The 21,403-nt window shown below is 44.7% G+C and carries 15 protein-coding genes and 2 tRNA genes; 3 read left to right on the forward strand and 14 right to left on the reverse strand.

The window, feature by feature from the left end:
• Positions 1 to 1,234 precede the first annotated feature (1,234 nt).
• On the forward strand, positions 1,235 to 4,333 hold the full coding sequence (locus WDV75_RS19840) for an inverse autotransporter beta domain-containing protein (protein ID WP_273572266.1): 3,099 nt from the start codon (positions 1,235 to 1,237) through the stop codon (positions 4,331 to 4,333).
• 298 nt (positions 4,334 to 4,631) lie between these two features.
• Here the strand turns inward: WDV75_RS19840 and WDV75_RS19845 are convergent, their stop codons facing one another.
• Complete coding sequence (locus WDV75_RS19845; RefSeq protein WP_338860363.1) at positions 4,632 to 5,384, reverse strand: IS5 family transposase; 753 nt, start codon at positions 5,382 to 5,384, stop codon at positions 4,632 to 4,634.
• Between the two features lie 110 nt (positions 5,385 to 5,494).
• On the opposite strand from WDV75_RS19845, the gene WDV75_RS19850 reads away from it, so the two are divergent.
• Both WDV75_RS19850 and btsR read left to right on the forward strand, forming a co-directional pair.
• Complete coding sequence (locus WDV75_RS19850) at positions 5,495 to 7,198, forward strand: sensor histidine kinase (RefSeq protein ID WP_273559200.1); 1,704 nt, start codon at positions 5,495 to 5,497, stop codon at positions 7,196 to 7,198.
• Between the two features lie 2 nt (positions 7,199 to 7,200).
• Complete coding sequence (gene btsR / locus WDV75_RS19855) at positions 7,201 to 7,920, forward strand: two-component system response regulator BtsR (RefSeq protein WP_273559202.1); 720 nt, start codon at positions 7,201 to 7,203, stop codon at positions 7,918 to 7,920.
• 425 nt (positions 7,921 to 8,345) lie between these two features.
• Here the strand turns inward: btsR and WDV75_RS19860 are convergent, their stop codons facing one another.
• From WDV75_RS19860 to secG, 13 genes are all read right to left on the reverse strand, one after another.
• Positions 8,346 to 10,238: a DEAD/DEAH family ATP-dependent RNA helicase gene (locus WDV75_RS19860; RefSeq protein WP_273559204.1), complete on the reverse strand. Its 1,893-nt coding sequence runs from the start codon at positions 10,236 to 10,238 to the stop codon at positions 8,346 to 8,348.
• On the reverse strand, positions 10,228 to 10,308 hold the full coding sequence (gene yrbN / locus WDV75_RS22250) for a protein YrbN (protein ID WP_120211369.1): 81 nt from the start codon (positions 10,306 to 10,308) through the stop codon (positions 10,228 to 10,230). The genes WDV75_RS19860 and yrbN overlap by 11 nt, the downstream gene beginning before the upstream one ends.
• 101 nt (positions 10,309 to 10,409) lie before the next feature.
• Positions 10,410 to 11,294: a lipoprotein NlpI gene (gene nlpI / locus WDV75_RS19865; protein WP_189758684.1), complete on the reverse strand. Its 885-nt coding sequence runs from the start codon at positions 11,292 to 11,294 to the stop codon at positions 10,410 to 10,412.
• Between the two features lie 183 nt (positions 11,295 to 11,477).
• Entirely contained in the window at positions 11,478 to 13,616 is a 2,139-nt protein-coding gene (pnp, locus tag WDV75_RS19870) for a polyribonucleotide nucleotidyltransferase (protein WP_273559207.1), read from the reverse strand.
• A gap of 257 nt (positions 13,617 to 13,873) precedes the next feature.
• Complete coding sequence (gene rpsO, locus WDV75_RS19875; protein WP_189758682.1) at positions 13,874 to 14,143, reverse strand: 30S ribosomal protein S15; 270 nt, start codon at positions 14,141 to 14,143, stop codon at positions 13,874 to 13,876.
• A 174-nt stretch (positions 14,144 to 14,317) separates the two neighbouring features.
• Positions 14,318 to 15,259, reverse strand: a complete 942-nt coding sequence (gene truB / locus WDV75_RS19880) for a tRNA pseudouridine(55) synthase TruB (protein ID WP_189758692.1) — start codon at positions 15,257 to 15,259, stop codon at positions 14,318 to 14,320.
• Positions 15,259 to 15,669, reverse strand: a complete 411-nt coding sequence (gene rbfA / locus WDV75_RS19885; protein ID WP_189758681.1) for a 30S ribosome-binding factor RbfA — start codon at positions 15,667 to 15,669, stop codon at positions 15,259 to 15,261. The genes truB and rbfA overlap by 1 nt, the downstream gene beginning before the upstream one ends.
• Positions 15,670 to 15,743: 74 nt before the next feature.
• Positions 15,744 to 18,512, reverse strand: coding sequence for a translation initiation factor IF-2 (gene infB / locus WDV75_RS19890; RefSeq protein WP_273559211.1), 2,769 nt, complete (start codon positions 18,510 to 18,512; stop codon positions 15,744 to 15,746).
• A 25-nt stretch (positions 18,513 to 18,537) separates the two neighbouring features.
• A complete protein-coding gene (gene nusA, locus WDV75_RS19895; RefSeq protein WP_189758679.1) occupies positions 18,538 to 20,046 on the reverse strand; it encodes a transcription termination factor NusA in 1,509 nt (502 codons plus the stop codon).
• A gap of 21 nt (positions 20,047 to 20,067) precedes the next feature.
• Complete coding sequence (gene rimP / locus WDV75_RS19900) at positions 20,068 to 20,520, reverse strand: ribosome maturation factor RimP (protein ID WP_189758678.1); 453 nt, start codon at positions 20,518 to 20,520, stop codon at positions 20,068 to 20,070.
• A gap of 227 nt (positions 20,521 to 20,747) precedes the next feature.
• A tRNA-Met gene (locus WDV75_RS19905) sits at positions 20,748 to 20,824 on the reverse strand.
• 58 nt (positions 20,825 to 20,882) lie between these two features.
• A tRNA-Leu gene (locus tag WDV75_RS19910) sits at positions 20,883 to 20,972 on the reverse strand.
• Between the two features lie 85 nt (positions 20,973 to 21,057).
• Complete coding sequence (gene secG / locus WDV75_RS19915) at positions 21,058 to 21,396, reverse strand: preprotein translocase subunit SecG (protein WP_273559214.1); 339 nt, start codon at positions 21,394 to 21,396, stop codon at positions 21,058 to 21,060.
• Between the last annotated feature and the right edge of the window lie 7 nt (positions 21,397 to 21,403).

Raw genomic sequence — 21,403 nt, forward strand, 5'->3', positions numbered from 1 at the left:
ATATCGTTATAAATCCTTATGATAATAGTATGATGTTTTTTAACAAATACAAAACATTTAGCACATATACGCATTAAACTTCAAGTTGCAATTTACAACACGATATGAAACCTGATTTATCCCCGCTTCGCGGGGAGAAATTACATACATCTTGAAGTTGGATTGGTATATACGTATTAAACTTCAAGTTGCAATTTACAACACGATATGAAACCTGATTTATCCCCGCTTCGCGGGGATAAATTACATACATCTTGAAGTTGGATTGGTATATACGTATTAAACTTCAAATTGCAATTTACAACACGCTATGAAACCTGATTTATCCCCGCTTCGCGGGGATAAATTACATACATCTTGAAGTTGGATTGGTATATACGCATTAAACTTCAAATTGCAATTTACAACACGCTATGAAATCCGATTTCTCCCCGCTTCGCGGGGAGAAATCACACGCATCTTAAAATGAGATGGGTATAATCATATAAAACTGAATAGTAATCACAAAAATAATTAATTAAATGATTTTTATATTAATTTAAGTTAATAAAAAGAATAAAGTTAGTCTCTATAATCCTTTTTTATCCAAGATAATAAAAAAGGAATAAAAGAACTGTGAAAAACAGGGATCAATTATGCAATAAAATTGCATACAATAATGACCGCTATAAATTCTCATATATTAATAAAGTAAAAAATAAATACTATTTCCCCGTTTCAAATACTCTCGAAATATATTCATTTTAATAATGAACTATTAATTTGAATCTATAAAAAATAAACAGCCATTCATCATATTACCTTATACTTCATCCTGTCTTTATTCTAAATCTGAAAAAGCATCAATATAATGCAAAACAAAATGATAACTATTTATTTTTACTTAATTATTTAAATAAAATAGGGTGTTAATATCAACCTAACTCAGAATGTATTGATAACGAAAGTTATATTGATCAAAAAATGATTTTATGCTGGAATAAAAAACCATACAAAAACAAAATAGCAGTTCAATAATCTGATTGTTAACTAACAAGTAAAATTTTTTAACTATTTTGTGATATCCCAAATCAGGTAATGCCATGTTATCACCCCTTTATTGTGTACTTATATGGTATTTCACCCCCTGATTAGATGACTTATGGCAAGCAGTAAACGGGAAATAATATCCTGAAATGGATAGGTTTACTGTTGGCTATCGCATGGTATTTTTTATTGTTACAGGTCTATAGATATGAACAAAAAATCCGATCAGCCGCAATTGTTACATAAACAGCAAAGTGTGGTGAAACGTGTAGCCTGGGTGAACATTATGGCTCAACTCGCGTTCCCAATTGCTGGCGCATTCACCCCCGTGATCGTTGCGGCCAAAACGCCCTCAACTTTTCAAAATGAAAAATGGGTTTTACCAACAGAGCCTTATGTCCTGAAATCAGGGGAAACAGTCAAGAACATCGCCAAACGTTATGGTTTAACTGTCTCCGATTTAAAAAAAATCAATCAATTGCGTACCTTTGATAAGCCTTTTACCGCACTCGGAGTGGGTAATGAGATTGATGTTCCAAAACCTCGTAACAATAAATTTCTGCCTTTTAACTATTCCTCATTAGAAATATCTTCATCAAAACAGCCTTTATTAAAACAATCTTCATTAAAGCTCCCCTCATTAGAGCAACTTTCATTCAACAAAACCGCGAGAGAAGACAAGACGTCTATTACAGATAATACAACCCAAGATGCTAACCATCTGGCTGAGATTTCCTCTCGCATTGGTCAGTTGCTGGCCAGTGACGACATTAAGAATAATGTTGCAAGTCAATTAAGCAGTCTGGCAGTGGGAGAAGCCAATCAGAAAATTCAAAATTGGCTGGGGCGCTACGGCACAACGCGTGTACAACTCAATATGGATAGTCATGGCCATTTAAATGACAGCCAATTTGATATGTTATTGCCGTTGTATGATACCCATCATCAGATGTTTTTTACCCAGTTCGGCCTGCGCCATATTGATAAACGCAATACCGCTAATATTGGATTTGGACAACGCCATTTTTTTGATGACTGGATGCTGGGCTACAATGCTTTCTTTGACCACGATATCACCGGCGATAATAGCCGACTCGGCCTTGGCGCAGAATATGCCCGCAATTACCTGAAATTGGCGGCTAATGGCTATATTCGCTTAAGTAATTGGCAAGAGTCCCGCCTTCTGACTGATTATGATGAACGCCCTGCCAATGGCTTCGACCTGAAAGTACAAGGTTATTTGCCTTCGTTACCACAACTCGGTGGCAAGTTGATGTATGAGCAATACTTCGGGGATGAGGTCGGTCTTATCAGTAAAGATCACCGCAAGAAAGATCCTGCTGCCTTCACTTTTGGGATTAATTATACACCTATTCCATTACTGACTTTCGGTATTGACCGCAAACAAGATATGTCTGGTGATGGGGAAACCCAGTTCAATATCGAACTGAGTTATGAAATTGGTACACCGTGGGCCAAACAGATTGATCCAGATGCCGTAACGTTTAAGCGTTCTTTGCAAGGCAGCCGCTATGATTTAGTCGATCGCAACAACCAGATCGTTTTGGAATACCGCAAACGTGAAGTGATTTCTCTGGCAATAGATAACCTGATTATAGGCTATGCAAGAGATACCAAACCTCTCCATATCAGTGTCAATAGCAAATATGGGTTTAAAGATATTGAGTGGGATGCAGCAGACTTTTTTGCCAATGGCGGTAAGATCCAACATCAAGGTGGTACGCACTATCTGTTGACCTTGCCAAAATATCAAACCCAGGGCAACAATACCTACGCGGTGGGAGCCATTGCTTACGATGAGCACGGTAATGCTTCCAAACGAGCCGAAATGAAAGTACAAGTGCTTCCTGCGGAAATTAATGCGAATAAATCCACCTTCTCAGCAAAAGATAAAGAGCTGCTGGCTGATGATCATTCAACCACCCTTCTGACATTAATCCTGAAAGATAAGGATGACAAACCTATCGTTGGCGTTGCCTCAAACATCAAATTGGTTTCAACTGGATTAAGTGGAAGTGGCAGCGATCCAAAGATCGATCAAATGAAAGAAGTCCAGCCGGGTGTCTATGAATCCCAGCTCACTGCTGGCAAAAAGACTGGGGTATTGAAAATTACCCCAGAAGTGGAGGGTATTACCATCAAGCCTGTCGAAATCACGTTCGTACACCCTGATGCCCCCATCGTCAAAAACTTAACTATCGTTGGCAAGTTAGAAATGGGCCAGAAATTAAGGGCAACCTATACCTTTATTCCTAATCACGGTGACCTAACGGATAAATCGATCTATGTATGGGGCAATAAGGGCGATATTGACCTGACTAAAGGCCATACAGTAACAGAATCGGGCAAAATTCCTGACTATACATTAACACTGTCAGATGCCGGTAAGGTGAAAGAGATTGCCGTCCAGGCAAAAAATGCGATGAATCTGATCGGTAATACACAGCGGGTTGATACCAGCATGAGTGCCGATCAAGGGAACCACACTCATGATGGTGGAAAAGGCGGCACTGTCAGAGGGCTAGCCGATGACATGGTGATCACGGTCAGTGCTGATAAGGTTAAAAAACAAGAACCGATCATACTGACAATCAAAACGCTAAATCACGAACAGCCAGCCAGAAATGTAGCCGTCAGAGTTAACGCCATTAAGGCACTGAATCGCCAGAATACCAGTCAGAAAATCACAGCCTTACTGAGCGGCAAATCAGGTGTATATCAGGGGGTCACAGATTCTCAAGGTGTCTTGTCTATTGCCGTCGCCGATCCGAACGGATCTGGCGTGAAGACGACGTTGTCTATCTCGGCAGACGGTACTGCTGCCCCACAAACTAAAGACGTTATTTTCACGGTAGTGACTAGCCCAGACGTTCCCGTCGCTAATTTCTGGGGGCATATGCCTGATACCGTAGTAGCTGAAAATGGCGTTGTCTTTAAGCGCCCTCGGTTGCAAGCAGAGCTAATGGCTAATCATTTATATGCAAATGACACTTATTCCGAAAGTGGTGAAATATGGCCGCGACGTCGCGAAGGGGGAGCCACATGGTATTGTGAGAAAACACATAGCAAGTTACCAACAAAAGATGATTTGTTGGCTTTGTACCGTGCCCATCCAAACAATGCAATGCACGATCTACTGGGTTGGCCCGAACATCGTTCCTACCGTTCAGCCACAGTAGGAAAAGACGAAAAAGGAAGAGATGAACATTACGCCGTGAATATAGACGAAGGATTTGAACATGTTATCAATGATAAAATCTATGATTACGTCATCTGTGAGGAATAACGTTATTTGTCAGTCATTTTCATTGCTTAGTTAAACAATCCGCCCCACAGGGGCGGATTATTCTTTCCCATTCCCGTCAATACATTATCCTGTTAACACCTCTTGACGATATTAAATTCCACCTTTGATAATAACGTCTTATACCAATCTAACTTCAAGATACGTGTGATTTCTCCCCGCAAAGCAGGAAGAAATCAAGTTTCATATCGTGTTGTAAATTGCAACTTGAAGTTTAATGCGTATAAATGCTTATTGTTATTAGGGGCTGTTGACGTTTTGAGTTCACCATTTACTCAACCTACATCGGTAACCATATAATGACAAACGCCAGTGCCAACATACTGGCGTAATTTCGCGCCAATTTATCGTATCTTGTCGCAATAGCTCGAAAATGTTTTATTCTGGCAAACGCATTTTCGACCAAATGCCGATAACAGTATAAAACTTCATCAATACTTTTATCGGGTTTTCGGCTATTTTTTCGATAGGGAATGACCGTTTTTGAACCTTGTTTTTCAACGAAATCTCTGAAAGTACCGCTATCGTAACCTTTATCCGCGATCACAAAATCGGATGCGGGTGAATGGGTGACCAAACTTTCTGCATGTACAATGTCGTGCGTTTGACCCCCTGACAGCTCAAAATGGACAGGCAAACCATAACTGTCTACGGCCAAATGAATTTTAGTCGAACGTCCACCTCGACTTTTACCGATGGCTTCATCTTCTGTTGAAGCTGCCCCTGAGCTATGTTGATGAGCGCGGATAATACTCCCATCAATGAATAACCATTCGGTGTCTGTATTTTCAGATAACAATTTGAATAATAATTCAAAAACACCTTTCTTTGACCAGGCGTTAAAGCGCTTAAAAAGCGTATTCCATTTGCCAAATTCATCGGGTAAATCCCGCCACGGACATCCCGTTCTCATTCGATAAAGGATCCCTTCGAAAGTCAGGTAATGCGCGTCTTTGTGGTAAATACATCCATGTTGTTGCATTAATACAGCTAGCGTATTCCATAAAGATTTTGATAACATTGTTCTTGGCATGATGAGCTGGGGTAATGGTTTTTTCGCGAAGACAATGATACCAGATCATCATGCTGTTCAAACTTCCCTCCACGAAACGTCAACACGCCCTAATTACAAAATGAAAAGATATGTACGAGTTTAACCTTGTGTTGTTATTACTCCAGCAGATGTGTGTCTATCTGGTAATCGCTTGGCTCCTGAGTAAAACTCCCCTGTTTATTCCCCTGTTGCAAGTGACCGTCCGCTTACCTCATAAGCTGATGTGTTACGTGATTTTTTCCATCTTTTGCATTATGGGAACGTATTTTGGGCTGCATGTTAACGATTCGATTGCCAATACCCGCGCGATTGGTGCTGTTCTGGGAGGTTTTCTCGGCGGGCCAACAGTAGGGGCGATGGTCGGATTCACTGGGGGCTTACACCGCTATTCTCTCGGCGGAATGACCGCATTTAGCTGTATGGTATCCACTATTGTAGAAGGTGTATTGGGCGGCCTTGTCCATATTTATCTGATGAAAAAAGGACAAATCAATAAATTATTGAACCCGTGGACAGCGGCCATTATCACTTTCCTTGCTGAATGTACCCAAATGGGCATTATCCTGCTACTTACCAATCCCTTCAGTGAAGCGCTGAGTTTGGTGAAAGATATCGCGGCCCCTATGATCATCGCCAATAGTATTGGTGCGGCCATGTTTATCCGCATTTTATTGGACAGACGCGCTATTTTTGAAAAATATACCAGTGCTTTTTCTGCCCAAGCGCTAAAAATTGCTGTCTGTACAGAGGGAATTTTACGTAAGGGGTTCAATGAAGATAACAGTATGCGCGTGGCAAAAGTCATTTATCAGGAGTTAGAAATCGGGGCTGTCGCAATTACGGATCGGGAAAAATTACTGGCATTTATTGGTATCGGTTCAGATCACCATCTGCCTGGTACGCCAATTGCTTCCAAACAGTCTCATCGTGCTATTGAGAATAATGAGGTTGTGTATGCCGATGGCAATGAAACACCTTATTGCTGTTCCCTTAACCCAACCTGCAAACTTGGCTCGGCGCTGGTGATCCCTTTACGGGGAGAAAACCAACAGGTCATTGGTACAATCAAACTCTACGAAGCCAAGAATCGCCTATTCAGTTCCATCAATCGCACATTAGGAGAGGGAATTGCCAGTCTGCTCTCAGCCCAAATTCTTGCCGGACAATATGAACGGAATAAACAATCTCTGCTGCAATCAGAAGTAAAGCTCCTTCACGCGCAAGTGAATCCTCACTTTTTATTTAACGCCTTAAATACGCTGCAAGCTGTTATCCGTCGGGATAGCCAACAGGCAGGCCAGCTGGTGCAATATCTTTCAACATTCTTCCGTAAGAATTTAAAGCGACCTAAAGATATTGCCACACTGGAAAATGAGATAGAGCATGTAAACGCTTACTTACAAATTGAGAAGGCCCGTTTCCGTGAACGCCTCCAAATTGCCATCGAGATACCTGAATCTCTGCGCGATGCGCACTTACCCGCTTTTTCCCTTCAACCAATGGTAGAAAATGCGATTAAACATGGCACATCACAGTTACTGGATACAGGAAAAATTACGATTAGAGCCTATCAAAAAGACCAATTGCTATTGGTAGCGATTGAAGATAATGCAGGACTATATTGCCCCAAAAAAGTGGGAGATGATGGCCTTGGGATGAGTTTGGTAGATAAACGTCTGCGGCTTCGTTATGGTAAACAATATGGGGTAAGCGTTGAGTGTCAGCCAGAAGAATTTACCCGTGTCATTTTGTGTTTACCATTAGAAAAAAAACAGGCTAAAAAAGCGGCGTAAATATGAATATATTGATTGTTGATGATGAGCCATTGGCTCGTGAGAATCTACGTTGTTTGCTGGAAGAGGAAATTGATATTCAAATCATTGGAGAATGTGCCAACGCAGTAGAAGCGATTGGTGCTATCCATCGCCTGAAACCCGATGTTGTTTTCCTCGATATTCAAATGCCCCGCATTACCGGACTGGAAATGGTTGGTATGCTCGATCCAGAGCATCGCCCTTATATTGTTTTTCTGACTGCATTTGATGAATATGCGGTGCAAGCCTTTGAAGAACATGCATTCGATTATTTATTAAAGCCACTGGAAAAAGAGCGTCTGAGTAAGACACTGCAACGCCTGCGTTCTGGCTATCAAAAGCAAAATCTGACCGATCTTCAACGTGAAGATGAACAGCTGAAATATATTCCCTGTACCGGACATAGCCGAATCTGGCTGATGCCATTGGATGATGTCCTGTATGTCACTTCCCGCCTGAGTGGTGTCTATGTCATAAGTGCTAACGGACAGGAAGGCTTTACCGAGTTGACCCTGCGGACGCTGGAAACTCGCACTTCACTCACTCGCTGCCATCGCCAGTATTTAGTCAACATGACTCAATTACGGGAAATTGTTTTTGGCGAAAATGGGCAGGCAGAGCTGGTACTTAGCAATGATGAGCGTATTCCTGTAAGTCGTCGCTATTTGAAACCGCTTAAAGAAGAGTTGGGGTTAACTTGATCGCCGCTTAAGGCATAATGATCCTGAAAAACCTCAGAAATCAACAAGAGCGGGAGATTGCGGGAAATTTCAACGTTTGCTGATGGGTGACTTTTATAACGCGATGTTTCAATTAAATGCTCTTCCCAATCAGCATGGCCTCCTGCAAGGAATTAAACAGTTTTTTCATTCAATGAATTTGGATATACGCATTAAACGTCAAGTTGCAAGTTGCAATTTACAACACGATATGAAACCTAATGTCTCCCCGCTTTGCGGGGGATATGCATTAATCTCAACTAGATTGCCAAGAAAGAAGATTTAATAAAATTAGCAAGATAAATAGCAAAAGCCCTTTCTCCGTTAAGAGAAAGGGCTTTATTTAATTGACCATTGCGATATTTTTAGCGCAACGATGAATCAAGCCATTCAATGAAGATTAGTGCTTATACATTACCACTGCTTTGACGGCGACGTGGTGCTTCATCGTTGCCGCGACCGCGGAAAGAACCACGCTCACCACCACCACGACGTTCGTTGTTAAAACGACGACCACCGTTATTACCGAAACCATCACGGTCACGACGTGGACCATTGCCACCATTACCGCCATTACCATTGCGGCCACCACGACGCTCACGGCGCTCAAAGGGTTGCGCGTCTCCCATCAACTGCATATTCATTGGTTTGTTCAGAATACGAGTACGGGTAAAGTGAGACAGCAACTCCCCTGGCATACCTTTTGGCAGCTCAATCGTAGAGTGGGTAGCAAACAGTTTGATATTACCGATATAACGGCTGCTGATATCGCCTTCATTTGCAATCGCACCCACAATATGGCGAACTTCAACACCATCATCACGGCCAACTTCAATGCGATACAGTTCCATATCACCCACGTCACGACGCTCACGACGAGGACGATCACCTCTGTCACGCTCACCAAAGCCATTGCCATTGCCATTGCGACGACGATCATCACGCTCGTTGAATTCACGGCGAGGACGACGCACTGGATCAGGTGGCAGAATAAGTGGGCGCTCACCTTGTGCCATTTTCAGCAGGGCTGCTGCCAGTGTTTCCATATCCAGCTCATCGCCAGTACCCAGCTTAGACAGCAAGGCGCGGTATTGATCCAGATCGCTGCTTTCCAGTTGATTCTGAACATTAGCCGCAAATTTCTCCAGACGACGCTGGCTCAGAAGCTCTGCGTTTGGCAGTTCAACTTCTGGGATGGTCAGTTTCATGGTGCGTTCAACGTTACGCAGCAAACGACGTTCGCGGTTTTCAACAAACAACAGCGCACGACCCGCACGACCCGCACGACCAGTACGACCGATACGGTGTACATAAGATTCAGCATCCATTGGAATATCGTAGTTAACCACCAGGCTAATACGATCAACATCCAAACCACGAGCAGCAACATCAGTCGCAATCAAAATGTCCAAACGGCCATCTTTCAAGCGCTCAAGTGTCTGTTCACGCAGAGCCTGGTTCATGTCACCATTCAGTGCCGCGGAGTTGTAGCCGTTACGCTCCAGTGTTTCTGCAACTTCCAACGTTGCATTCTTGGTACGCACGAAAATAATCGCAGCATCAAAATCTTCTGCTTCCAGGAAACGCACCAACGCTTCATTTTTGCGCATTCCGTAAACAGACCAGTAGCTCTGGCTAATGTCAGGACGGTTTGTCACACTGCTCTGAATGCGAACTTCCTGCGGATCATTCATGAAACGACGGGTGATACGGCGGATCGCTTCTGGCATTGTCGCAGAGAACAGCGCGGTTTGATGTTCAGCAGGGATCTGGCTCATGATGTTTTCAACATCTTCGATAAAGCCCATACGCAACATTTCGTCAGCTTCATCTAATACCAAACCTTTCAGGTTGGACAGATCCAATGTTCCACGCTTCAGATGGTCAAGCAAACGTCCTGGTGTACCCACCACAACTTGTGGCCCCTGACGCAAAGCACGTAACTGAACGTCATAACGCTGTCCACCGTAAAGTGCAACAACATTCACATTGCGCATATGTTTGGAAAAATCTGAACACGCTTCAGCAACCTGCACCGCCAGTTCACGGGTTGGCGCTAACACAAGAATTTGTGGCGCTTTAAGTTCAGCGTCAATGTTATTCAATAAAGGCAAGCTGAAAGCAGCTGTCTTACCGCTGCCCGTCTGTGCCATACCCAGCACATCACGGCCACTCAGCAGGTGAGGAATACATTGTTGTTGGATAGGAGAAGGCTTCTCATAGCCCAAGTCTCCCAACGCAGAAAGGATAGGTGCCGATAAACCTAAATCAGCAAAAGAGATTTCAGTCTCAGTGGTCATGTAATGGTGCCTCATTGATCATGGCGGCCAGTCTACATAACACAGTGAAAAGAATTTCTGTCATTTTCATTTAAAATGTGAACTGGCTCAAATTATGTTATTAAACGAACAAACAAGCCCCCATCATCCAGAGATGTGGACTTTAAAATCTGTCGTGAAAATGTTCGTCAGCTATTGTTGGTTCGATTCCGATAAATCATCTTGTTTTTGGCCCAATAGTGCCAATTCCAACAATGCGTAGCGGTGCTCAACAAAGTTATGCACATTGTTAGCCACCGTCAGCTTGAATAACGCAGTTGCGCTATCCTCATCCCCCAGACTTAGGTAATGTTTACCTAAATAGAAGTCAGTTTCACTGAGATGCTCAGCGAGCGAAGTGTTATCTGTTGAACCCTGCTTTAAGCGTTCCATCAATGTTTTTTCACCGATTTTGCCTAAATAGAATTCAACAATATTCCAGCCCCATCTCCCTCGATTCGCTTTGTCAAAATGGTGCGACAAATTAGTCATTGCAGCCTTAGGATCAATTTTATCTTCCACAAGGTACAACCACAACGAACGGAAGGGATCATTTGGATCGTCTTGATAAAACGCCTGCAGATCATCCTGCGCCAATCGATAGCGGCCACCGTAATACAGTGAAATGCCGCGATTCATTCGCGCGTAGTTGTAAGTTGGATCAAGCTCTAAAACAGAATCAAACGCTTCATAGGCAGAATCAAAATTGCCTGCCTGCGTAAAATAAATTCCTAAATAATTAAAAATTTCAGGAATATCAGGACGGATAGACAAAGCCACTGAAAAATCATTCTGTGCCAATGCCCTCAGCCCGAGGCTATCATACAGCACACCTCGTTCATATAAAAGCTGTGCATATTCATCTTCCGTCAGTGACCGACTCGCAAGTATTTGCTCCATACGAGCCAGAATAACCTCTTGTTGCAATGTCGGTTGTAATGGAATAGCAATAACTTCATTTTTACGCCACCCAGTGCCGCTACATCCCACAAGGAGAAAAATAGCCGCAACATAACACCAGCGCAGAAAAGAATTCATTTCCCACTCCCGAAGCCAGACATCAATCAGAATGCCCTATGACTCCACCCACATTGTATATTTCAGGCTTCCTGCCCAAAATTAACTTCTTCTCATCTTTCGAACTATTACTAAGAACAATAATTCAAAATTTATTGAGATAAACGGCGCCCTTTTTACAGGACGCCGCTCTTTACGTCAAATTTATTCTACTGATGATGCCGGTGATTGCACTTCCGCATCAGTGGTAATCACAGCTTCTTTCATGCTCAGGCGGATACGTCCCTGACGGTCAATTTCCAGCACTTTCACCGGAACTTCTTGCCCGATTTGCAGATAATCAGTGACTTTCTCAACACGTTTTTCAGCGATCTGAGAAATGTGTACCAGCCCTTCTTTACCACCACCGATAGCAACAAATGCACCAAAATCAACAATGCGAGTTACTTTACCAGCATAAATACGGCCCACTTCAACTTCCGCAGTGATTTCTTCGATACGTCTGATAGCATGACGTGCTTTGTCACCGTCAGTCGCTGCAATCTTCACTGTGCCATCGTCTTCAATTTCAATGGTTGTTCCGGTTTCTTCCGTCAATGCGCGGATCACAGAACCGCCTTTACCAATCACATCTTTGATCTTGTCTGGATTGATCTTGATAGTGTGGATACGTGGTGCAAATTCAGAAATATCATTGCGTGGGCTATGAATTGCCTGCTCCATTACACTCAGAATATGCAAGCGAGCACCTTTAGCCTGATTCAGCGCAATCTGCATGATTTCACGGGTGATACCCTCGATTTTGATGTCCATTTGCAATGCGCTGATACCATCACGGCTACCCGCAACTTTAAAGTCCATGTCACCCAGATGATCTTCGTCACCCAAAATGTCAGACAGAACAACAAAGTTTTCGCCTTCTTTCACCAATCCCATCGCGATACCTGCAACGGCTGCCTTAATCGGTACACCAGCATCCATCAACGCCAGTGATGCACCACAGACAGAAGCCATAGAGGAAGAACCGTTGGATTCAGTAATTTCAGATACCACACGAACGGTATATGGGAATTCGTTGATGCCTGGCATCACAGCCAATACACCACGTTTCGCCAGACGACCGTGACCAATTTCACGACGTTTTGGTGAACCGACCATACCCGTTTCACCGACAGAATATGGAGGGAAGTTATAGTGGAACAGGAAGCGATCAGTACGCTCACCCATCAGCTCATCGATAACTTGAGCATCACGCTCTGTGCCTAATGTTGCGGTTACCAGTGCCTGAGTTTCACCGCGGGTAAACAGGGATGAACCATGAGTACGTGGCAGTACACCTGTGCGAACGTCAAGAGCACGAACCATGTCTTTTTCACGGCCATCAATACGCGGTTCACCACGCAGGACACGGCTACGAACAACATTTTTCTCCAGAGTAGCGAGAACTTCAAGCACCTCGGTTTCTTCCAGTTCAACGCCTTTTTCTGCAAATTCTGCCAGGATAACCGCAGTGACTTCTTCTTTGATATTATCAACCTGAGCGTAACGTTCCTGCTTCTCAGTAATGCGATAAGCATCACCCAGACGACTTTCAGCCAGTTCTGCAATACGATCGTGCAGAGGTTGATTAACAGGCTCTGGCGCCCAATCCCATTTCTCTTTACCTGCTTCAGCAGCCAGCGCATTGATGTTATCAATCACAATCTGTTGCTGCTCGTGACCAAACACAACCGCACCCAACATTTGCTCTTCAGTCAGCAGTTCCGCTTCGGACTCAACCATCAGCACCGCGTTGTTTGTACCTGCAACGACCAGATCCAAACGGCTGTGTTTCAGTTCATCACTGGTTGGGTTCAGTACGTACTGATCGTTAATGTAACCCACGCGTGCAGCACCAATTGGGCCATTGAATGGGATACCAGATAATGCCAGCGCAGCAGAAGATCCGATCATGGCAACGATATCAGGGTTGACTTGTGGGTTAACAGAAACAACGGTCGCGATGATTTGAACTTCATTCAGGAAACCTTCTGGAAACAGAGGGCGTAGAGGGCGGTCGATAAGACGGGCAACTAATGTTTCACCTTCACCCGGACGGCCTTCGCGACGGAAAAAACTGCCCGGAATACGGCCAGCAGCGTAAGTACGCTCCTGATAGTTAACGGTCAGAGGGAAGAAATCCTGACCTGCTTTGACTTTCTTTTGACCGACAACGGTGACAAATACCGCTGTGTCATCCATATTTACCATAACAGCGGCTGTCGCCTGACGAGCCATCATGCCAGTTTCGATGGTCACAGTGTGCTGACCATACTGGAATTTACGAACAATCGGATTAAGCAAAATAATTTTCCTTTGTTAGTGTTGCCAATTTAAGAAACCAGCAACAATGGATTTTCTCTTCTTGCTACACCCTCACGACTAATGACAGTGCTCACTGCTTTGAGGACTCTCATTAGCCGCGCGAGTCACTGTAGCGGAAGAGGTTCAAATTTTAGAAACGGTATAAAAACAGTGGATTAAATTTTCTGTTACCTATCAATTCCGTTTCCTAGAAGAAAAGGGGCCCGATTAGGCCCCTTTCCACTGAAACTCATCAATTAGCGACGCAGTCCCAGACGCTCAATCAGAGCAGTATAGCGTGCAACATCTTTACGCTTCAGGTAGTCCAGCTGCTTACGACGCTGTGCAACCTTTCTCAGCAGACCACGACGGCTGTGGTGATCTTTTTTGTGCTCTGCAAAGTGGCCTTGCAGGTGGTTGATGTCAGCAGTCAGCAATGCGATCTGAACTTCGCTGGAACCACTGTCGTTAGCGCCACGGCCAAATTCAGCAATAATTTGCGCTTTTGCAGCAGTACTTAGAGACATAGTATAACTCCAAATAAGTAATTTAAAATGACGAGTGCCGATCTCTAATTCAGCCACTCATGTACAGACGCGGTATTCTACGCTGCAAATAGATGAAGCGCAAGACAGCACAATCACCGTCATTCTGCGCCCCAATTCAATTTACCTGCTGTAATTCCTTGTCTATTGCTATCATTATTCCGTTTCAACAACCAGACGACGTGGAGCCACGAGTCCATCATCATCGATCATGGCAATGCCGATGAATTTATTTTCATCTCCTTCGGTCACCCTCACCCATTCATCTGAAGCCAAATTATGTTTGCTGCGAACCGGCTGGCCTTGTTTGAAATACGACGCAACGACAGATGTTAAGTGAATGACAGGAAAATGAACCACGGCGGTATCCATAGGTAACAATAATGGATCAAGCAATTCCCACGCCTCAATTTCTTGATCTTCAGCCTGTTGTTTTAACTCATATAACTGTTCCAACGTTACCATTCTTTGATTGGGATAGTTGGCAACCTGCAAGCGACGCAGATAAATGACATGCGCGCCACAGCCCAAAAGCTCCCCTAAATCATCAATGATGGTACGAATGTAAGTTCCCTTGGAACAGTGTATTTCCAATTCCAACTCATTCCCTTCCCAGCGAATGAATTGCAATTCATAAACAGTGATAGGACGCGCTTCCCGCTCCACTTCAATTCCCTGACGGGCATATTCGTATAGCGGTTTTCCTTGATGTTTCAATGCAGAGTACATGGAAGGAACCTGCATGGTATCACCACGGAATTGCTCCAATGCAGCATTAAGCTGAGATTCGGTGATTTTTACGTCACGCTCACTGATGATTGTTCCATGTGAATCCGACGTATCCGTGCGCTGCCCTAAACGGGCAATCACACGATAGCGTTTGTCAGAATCCAGCAAGAATTGGGAAAACTTAGTCGCTTCCCCCAGACAAATCGGCAACATGCCTGTCGCCAATGGATCCAACGCACCAGTATGGCCCGCCTTACTGGCATTGAAAATACGTCTGACTTTCTGTAACGCATCATTGGAGGAAATATCCTGCGGCTTATCCAGCAACAGTACACCGTGTATAGCACGGCCTCTACGACGGCGCCCCATCATTTTTCCTCATTGTGATCCGCAGATGCGCGACGCTTCTCATCGTTTTTAACGACGTTACTAACCAAATTCGACATCCGCATCCCTTCCACCAAAGAACTGTCATAAGAGAATGTCAGTTCAGGAATGATACGCAGGCGCATCGCTTTACCCAACAGGGAACGAATAAAACCAGAGGCTTCGTTCAATGCCTTGATACCCTCTTTAACCATCTCTGAATCATGCCCATCCACCAGCACATTCAGAAAGGTGACAAATACTTTGGCATAAGCCAGATCGCGGGAAACCTCAACACCAGAGACTGTCGCCATTCCAATACGGGGATCTTTGATTTCACGCTGTAAAATGATGGCAATTTCTTTTTGCATTTCCTGTGCAACGCGCTGAGTACGACTAAATTCTCTTGCCATTGTTATATCTCCTGACATTTTGGGGGGCATGAAGCCCCCCAAGAATGGAATGAATCTATTGATAAATAATGGTATTAATCGATGGAGCGTTTAACTTCAATCACTTCAAAGACTTCAATCATGTCACCAACGCGAACATCATTGTAGTTCTTCACACCGATACCACATTCCATACCATTACGGACTTCGTTAACGTCATCCTTAAAGCGACGTAAGGATTCCAATTCACCTTCGTAAATAACAACGTTATCACGCAGTACGCGGATCGGATTATTACGCTTGATGGAACCTTCTGTCACCATACAACCCGCAATCGCACCAAATTTCGGTGACTTAAATACATCACGAACTTCGGCAAGACCCATGATCTGCTGTTTGTATTCTGGTGCCAGCATACCGCTCATCGCCTGTTTGATCTCATCAATCAGGTTATAGATAACGGAATAGTAACGCAGATCCAGATTTTCGTTTTCAATGATACGGCGTGCAGAAGCATCAGCACGGACGTTAAAGCCCAGAATGATTGCTTCAGATGCCGCTGCCAGTGTCGCATCAGTTTCGGTGATACCACCCACACCAGAACCGATGATTTTCACTTTAACTTCATCAGTAGACAATTTCAGCAGTGAATCACTGATTGCTTCACATGTACCTTGAACATCCGTTTTCAGAACAATGTTCAGTTCAGATACCTTGCCTTCTTCTAAGTTAGCGAAGATGTTTTCCAACTTAGCTTTATGCTGACGAGCCAATTTCACTTCGCGGAATTTACCTTGACGATACAAGGCCACTTCACGCGCTTTTTTCTCATCACGAACAACAGTTGCTTCATCACCCGCAGATGGCACATTGGACAGCCCCAAAATTTCCACTGGGATAGATGGGCCAGCCGAGGTCACTTCACGGCCAAGTTCGTTGCGCATCGCACGGATACGGCCATATTCGAAGCCACACAGAACGATATCGCCTTTGTTCAGCGTACCGGATTGAACCAGAATGGTTGCAACTGGGCCGCGGCCTTTATCCAGGAAGGATTCAATGACCACACCATTCGCCATACCAGTGCGTACCGCTTTCAGTTCAAGCACTTCAGATTGAAGCAAAATGGCTTCCAGCAACTCATCGATACCAATACCAGCTTTAGCAGATACATTGATGAACTGGTTTTCACCGCCCCACTCTTCTGAAATGATGCCGTATTGCGACAATTCATTCTTCACGCGATCCGGATCAGCTTCTGGTTTATCAATCTTGTTCACAGCAACAACAACAGGTACGTTGGCCGCTTTAGCATGCTGGATAGCTTCTACGGTCTGTGGCATCACACCATCATCCGCTGCGACAACCAGAACAACGATATCTGTTGCTTTTGCACCACGTGCACGCATGGAGGTAAACGCAGCATGGCCTGGGGTATCCAGGAAAGTGATCATGCCTTTTTCAGTTTTCACATGATACGCACCAATGTGCTGGGTAATACCACCCGCCTCGCCAGAAGCCACTTTAGTGGAACGGATATAGTCCAGCAGAGAAGTTTTACCGTGGTCAACGTGCCCCATGATGGTCACAACTGGCGCACGAGGTTCCGCCTGTGTTTCACCCGTATCACGATCGCTCATCAGCGCTTCTTCCAGTTCGTTTTCACGACGCAGGATAACTTTGTGCCCCATTTCTTCGGCAACCAGTTGCGCGGTTTCTTGGTCGATCACTTGGTTGATGGTGACCATTGCGCCCATGTTCATCATGGTCTTAATGACCTGAGCACCTTTAACGGCCATTTTGTTAGCCAGTTCGGCAACAGTAATTGTCTCACCAATCACAACGTCGCGGTTAACCGCAGCAACAGGTTTCGTGAAACTCTGTTGTAAAGCACTAGGCTTACGTTGCTTACCTTTGGTACGACCCACAGCACGAGCTTCTTCGCGATCAGCTTTTGATTCAGAATGTTTATTATTCTTCTTCTGGCGGGATTTACCGCCGCGGGAGCGGGAACGACGATCGCCTTCTACTTTGGCGTCATTTTCATCTTCCGCATCACGGGCATAGCGGGAAGTGGTTATGTGGTAGTCACTATTGTCACTGTTATCAGAGTCATAAGACCATTTGTCTTGGTTTTCCTCTGCCATTCGACGCGCTTCTTCTGCAACACGTTTCGCTTCCTCTTCCACCTTACGGCGCATTTCTTCTTCAGCTTTACGTTTTAAAGTTGCAGCTTCAGCCTCACGACGCGCTTTTTCATTTAGCGCGGCAGAATGATTCTGAACTGATTTTTGATTGTTTTCGGTATGTTGCTTAGTCACTTTTTCTTTTTCCGCCGCCTCACGCTGAGACAGTTTAGCCTCTTCACGTTTGGCTTTTTCTTCTGCTTCACGTCGAGCGCTCTCTTCCGCTTCACGTTTTGCCTTTTCTTCAGCTTCACGTTTAGCTTGCTCTTCCGCGAGTTTTTTCGCTTCAGCTTCAAGCCGCGCCTTCTCTTCTGCCTCGCGCCGAGCCTGCTCTTCCGCTTCACGCTTTGCCTGCTCTTCCGCTTTAGCCTGTTCAATGGCATCGCGGTTTACATATGTGCGTTTTTTGCGGACTTCAATCGCTACCGATTTACTTTTGCCACCGGTGCCAGGAACGTTCAGTGTACTGCGCGTTTTACGCTGTAGTGTCAATTTACCTGGCTGACCGCCAGAACCGCCTTGTTCGCGGTTCAGGTGGGCCAGCAAAGCTTCTTTTTCTTTCTGGGAAACAGAGTCAGTTGCGGTTTTCTGAATGCCAGCATCAGCAAATTGCTGGATTAGACGTTCCACCGATGTCTGGATCTCTTCTGCCAGTATTTTTACGGTTACCTCTGTCATTCTGTTCCTTCCTGCTACAGTTTATTTATGCATCATCGCCAAACCAACAGATATTTCGGGCCGCCATAATGAGTTCTCCTGCTTTCTCATCATTCAGTCCTTCGATATCAGATAAGTCGTCGATACCCTGCTCGGCAAGATCTTCCAGAGTGCAGATGCCACGGGCAGCCAGGTTAAACGCCAAAGTACGCTCCATGCCAGGCAGATTCAATAGATCTTCGGCAGGTTGCTGATCACCAAGACTCTCTTTCTGAGCCAGTTCCAGCGTCGTCAAGGCCGCTTTAGCACGTTCACGAAGAACTTCAACGGATCCTTCATCAAGGCCCTCTACTGCCAGAAGTTCATTAATTGGCACATAAGCCAGTTCTTCCAGTGTAGAGAAACCTTCCTCGACCAATACAGTGGCGAAATCTTCATCAATGTCGAGATGCTTAGTAAATGTATCAATAGAAGCGTGTGCTTCTGCCTGATGTTTTGCTTGTAGCTCTTCCGCAGTCATGACATTGAGTTCCCATTTGTCATCACCACGATGTTTTTTCAACAGTTGCGCCGCCAGGCGAACGTTCTGACCATTACGTCCAATCGCCTGAGCAAGATTACTGTTTTCTACGGCAACATCCATAGTACAGCTGTCTTCGTCAACCACAATAGATGCAACATCTGCCGGAGCCATTGCATTAATGACAAACTGCGCAGGGTTATCGTCCCACAACACAATGTCAATTCTTTCACCGCCCAATTCACTGGAAACGGCTTGTACCCTCGCACCACGCATACCAACACAGGCGCCAACAGGATCAATACGCTTGTCGTTGGTTTTCACTGCGATCTTTGCACGGGAACCCGGATCACGAGCAGCCGCTTTAATCTCAATGATCTCTTCACCGATCTCAGGCACTTCGATGCGGAACAACTCAACCAACATCTCAGGACGAGAACGAGTAATGAAAAGCTGTGCCCCACGCGCTTCAGGACGAACATCATACAGAACACCACGCACGCGGTCACCTGGGCGGAAGTTTTCCCGTGGCAACATATCTTCACGTAAAATGACCGCTTCAGCATTATTACCTAAATCCAAGGTAATATTTTCGCGGTTCACTTTTTTGACCTGACCGGTCACGATTTCGCCTTGCTGCTCACGGAATTGATCAACAACCATCGCACGCTCAGCTTCACGTACTTTCTGTACGATAACCTGTTTTGCCGTTTGAGTCGTAATGCGGTCAAAGGTCACTGATTCAATTTGATCTTCAATATAACCACCCAGTTCAATCTCTGGGTTGTCAAATTTTGCCGCTTCCAGTGTAATTTCACGCGTTGGCTGAGTCACTTCGTCAACAACTAACCAGCGACGGAAGGTATCAAAATCACCTGATTTACGATCAATACAAACGCGGACGTCAATTTCCTGCTCATACTTTTTCTTGGTGGCTGTCGCCAGTGCAATCTCTAATGCTTCGAAGATTTTTTCGCGAGGGAGTGATTTTTCATTAGAAACCGCTTCCACAACAGCCAGAATTTCTTTATTCATCCTAGTTGCCTCATCCGAACTTTAAAAGTGGGGTACCAGGTTCGCTTTCTGGATGTTGCTCAGTGCGAACACTTCGTCTTTTCCATCCACCGTAACCGTAATCATTTCACCATCAACTGACTTGATGATACCTTGCCATTTGCGACGGTTCTGCATTGCCATGCGTAAAACCAAACTGACATCTTCACCAATAAAGCGCTGGTAATGTTCAGCCTTAAACAGTGGACGTTCAAGCCCTGGTGAAGATATTTCCAGGTTATAAAGCCCTGGAATAGGATCTTCAACATCAAGCACTGCACTGACCTGGTGGCTAACATCAGCACAATTATCAACAGTGATACCCTCCTCACTATCGATATAGACCCGCAGCGTTGATACACGAGCGCGAATAAACTCCAGGCCAACTAATTCAAAACCCAAAGCTTCAACTGGTGCTGAAATTATCTCTGTTAATTTTTGCTCTAATGTGGACAAGCCCACCCCCAAGACATAAAAAAAGGGCTATATTAGCCCAGTAGTTCTGCTGTCAAATAACAAAAAACCCCGATACTCGGGGCTTTATGCAACTGGACCCTATTTACTGCCAGCGGTCTCAACCTACTTCTTTATCTATACCTTTCAAAGCAACCTGTCAAATCAGGGATCGATATCTCAATGGTTGCTGAATTATTTCTGTTGAAAAGATACAGGTTGTTAAGAAGTGGTTGCGGGAGCCGGATTTGAACCGACGACCTTCGGGTTATGAGCCCGACGAGCTACCATGCTGCTCCATCCCGCGTTCGAAAACGTGGCAAATCTTACGCTGATAATACTAAAAACGCAAGTTTCTAGATTAATGGTGCCGAGGACGGGACTTGAACCCGTACGCCCGTTGTTTAGGCACTACCACCTCAAGGTAGCGTGTATACCAATTTCACCACCTCGGCACTGATTTTATAGGCTTGTTATTTTAATGGTTATCTAAACTCATTATTAAAACCAACAACCCTATTTCAATTCTGTTACTGAATGTTACTGTGGGATATCACTATTTGGTTTTGCTGGCGTTACCGGAACTTCTGCCTGTTTTTCAACTTTCACAGGATCAGCAAGGTTATCCCATTTGCTGCCAGAACCCGTTTTGTTACTGGTCATGTTACCGAGAATCAGGCTGATAACAATGAACAACGTAGCAAAAACTGCCGTCATGCGGGTCATAAAATTACCGGAACCCGATGAACCAAATAGCGTGTTAGATGCACCCGCGCCGAAAGAAGCACCCATATCAGCACCTTTACCCTGCTGTAGCAGAACCAGAGCGATTAGCCCGATACCAACCAGCAAGAATATACCTAAAAGAGCTTCATACATATGTTGT

Origin of the sequence: Xenorhabdus griffiniae (genome assembly GCF_037265215.1) — a bacterium.
Lineage (GTDB): Bacteria > Pseudomonadota > Gammaproteobacteria > Enterobacterales > Enterobacteriaceae > Xenorhabdus > Xenorhabdus griffiniae.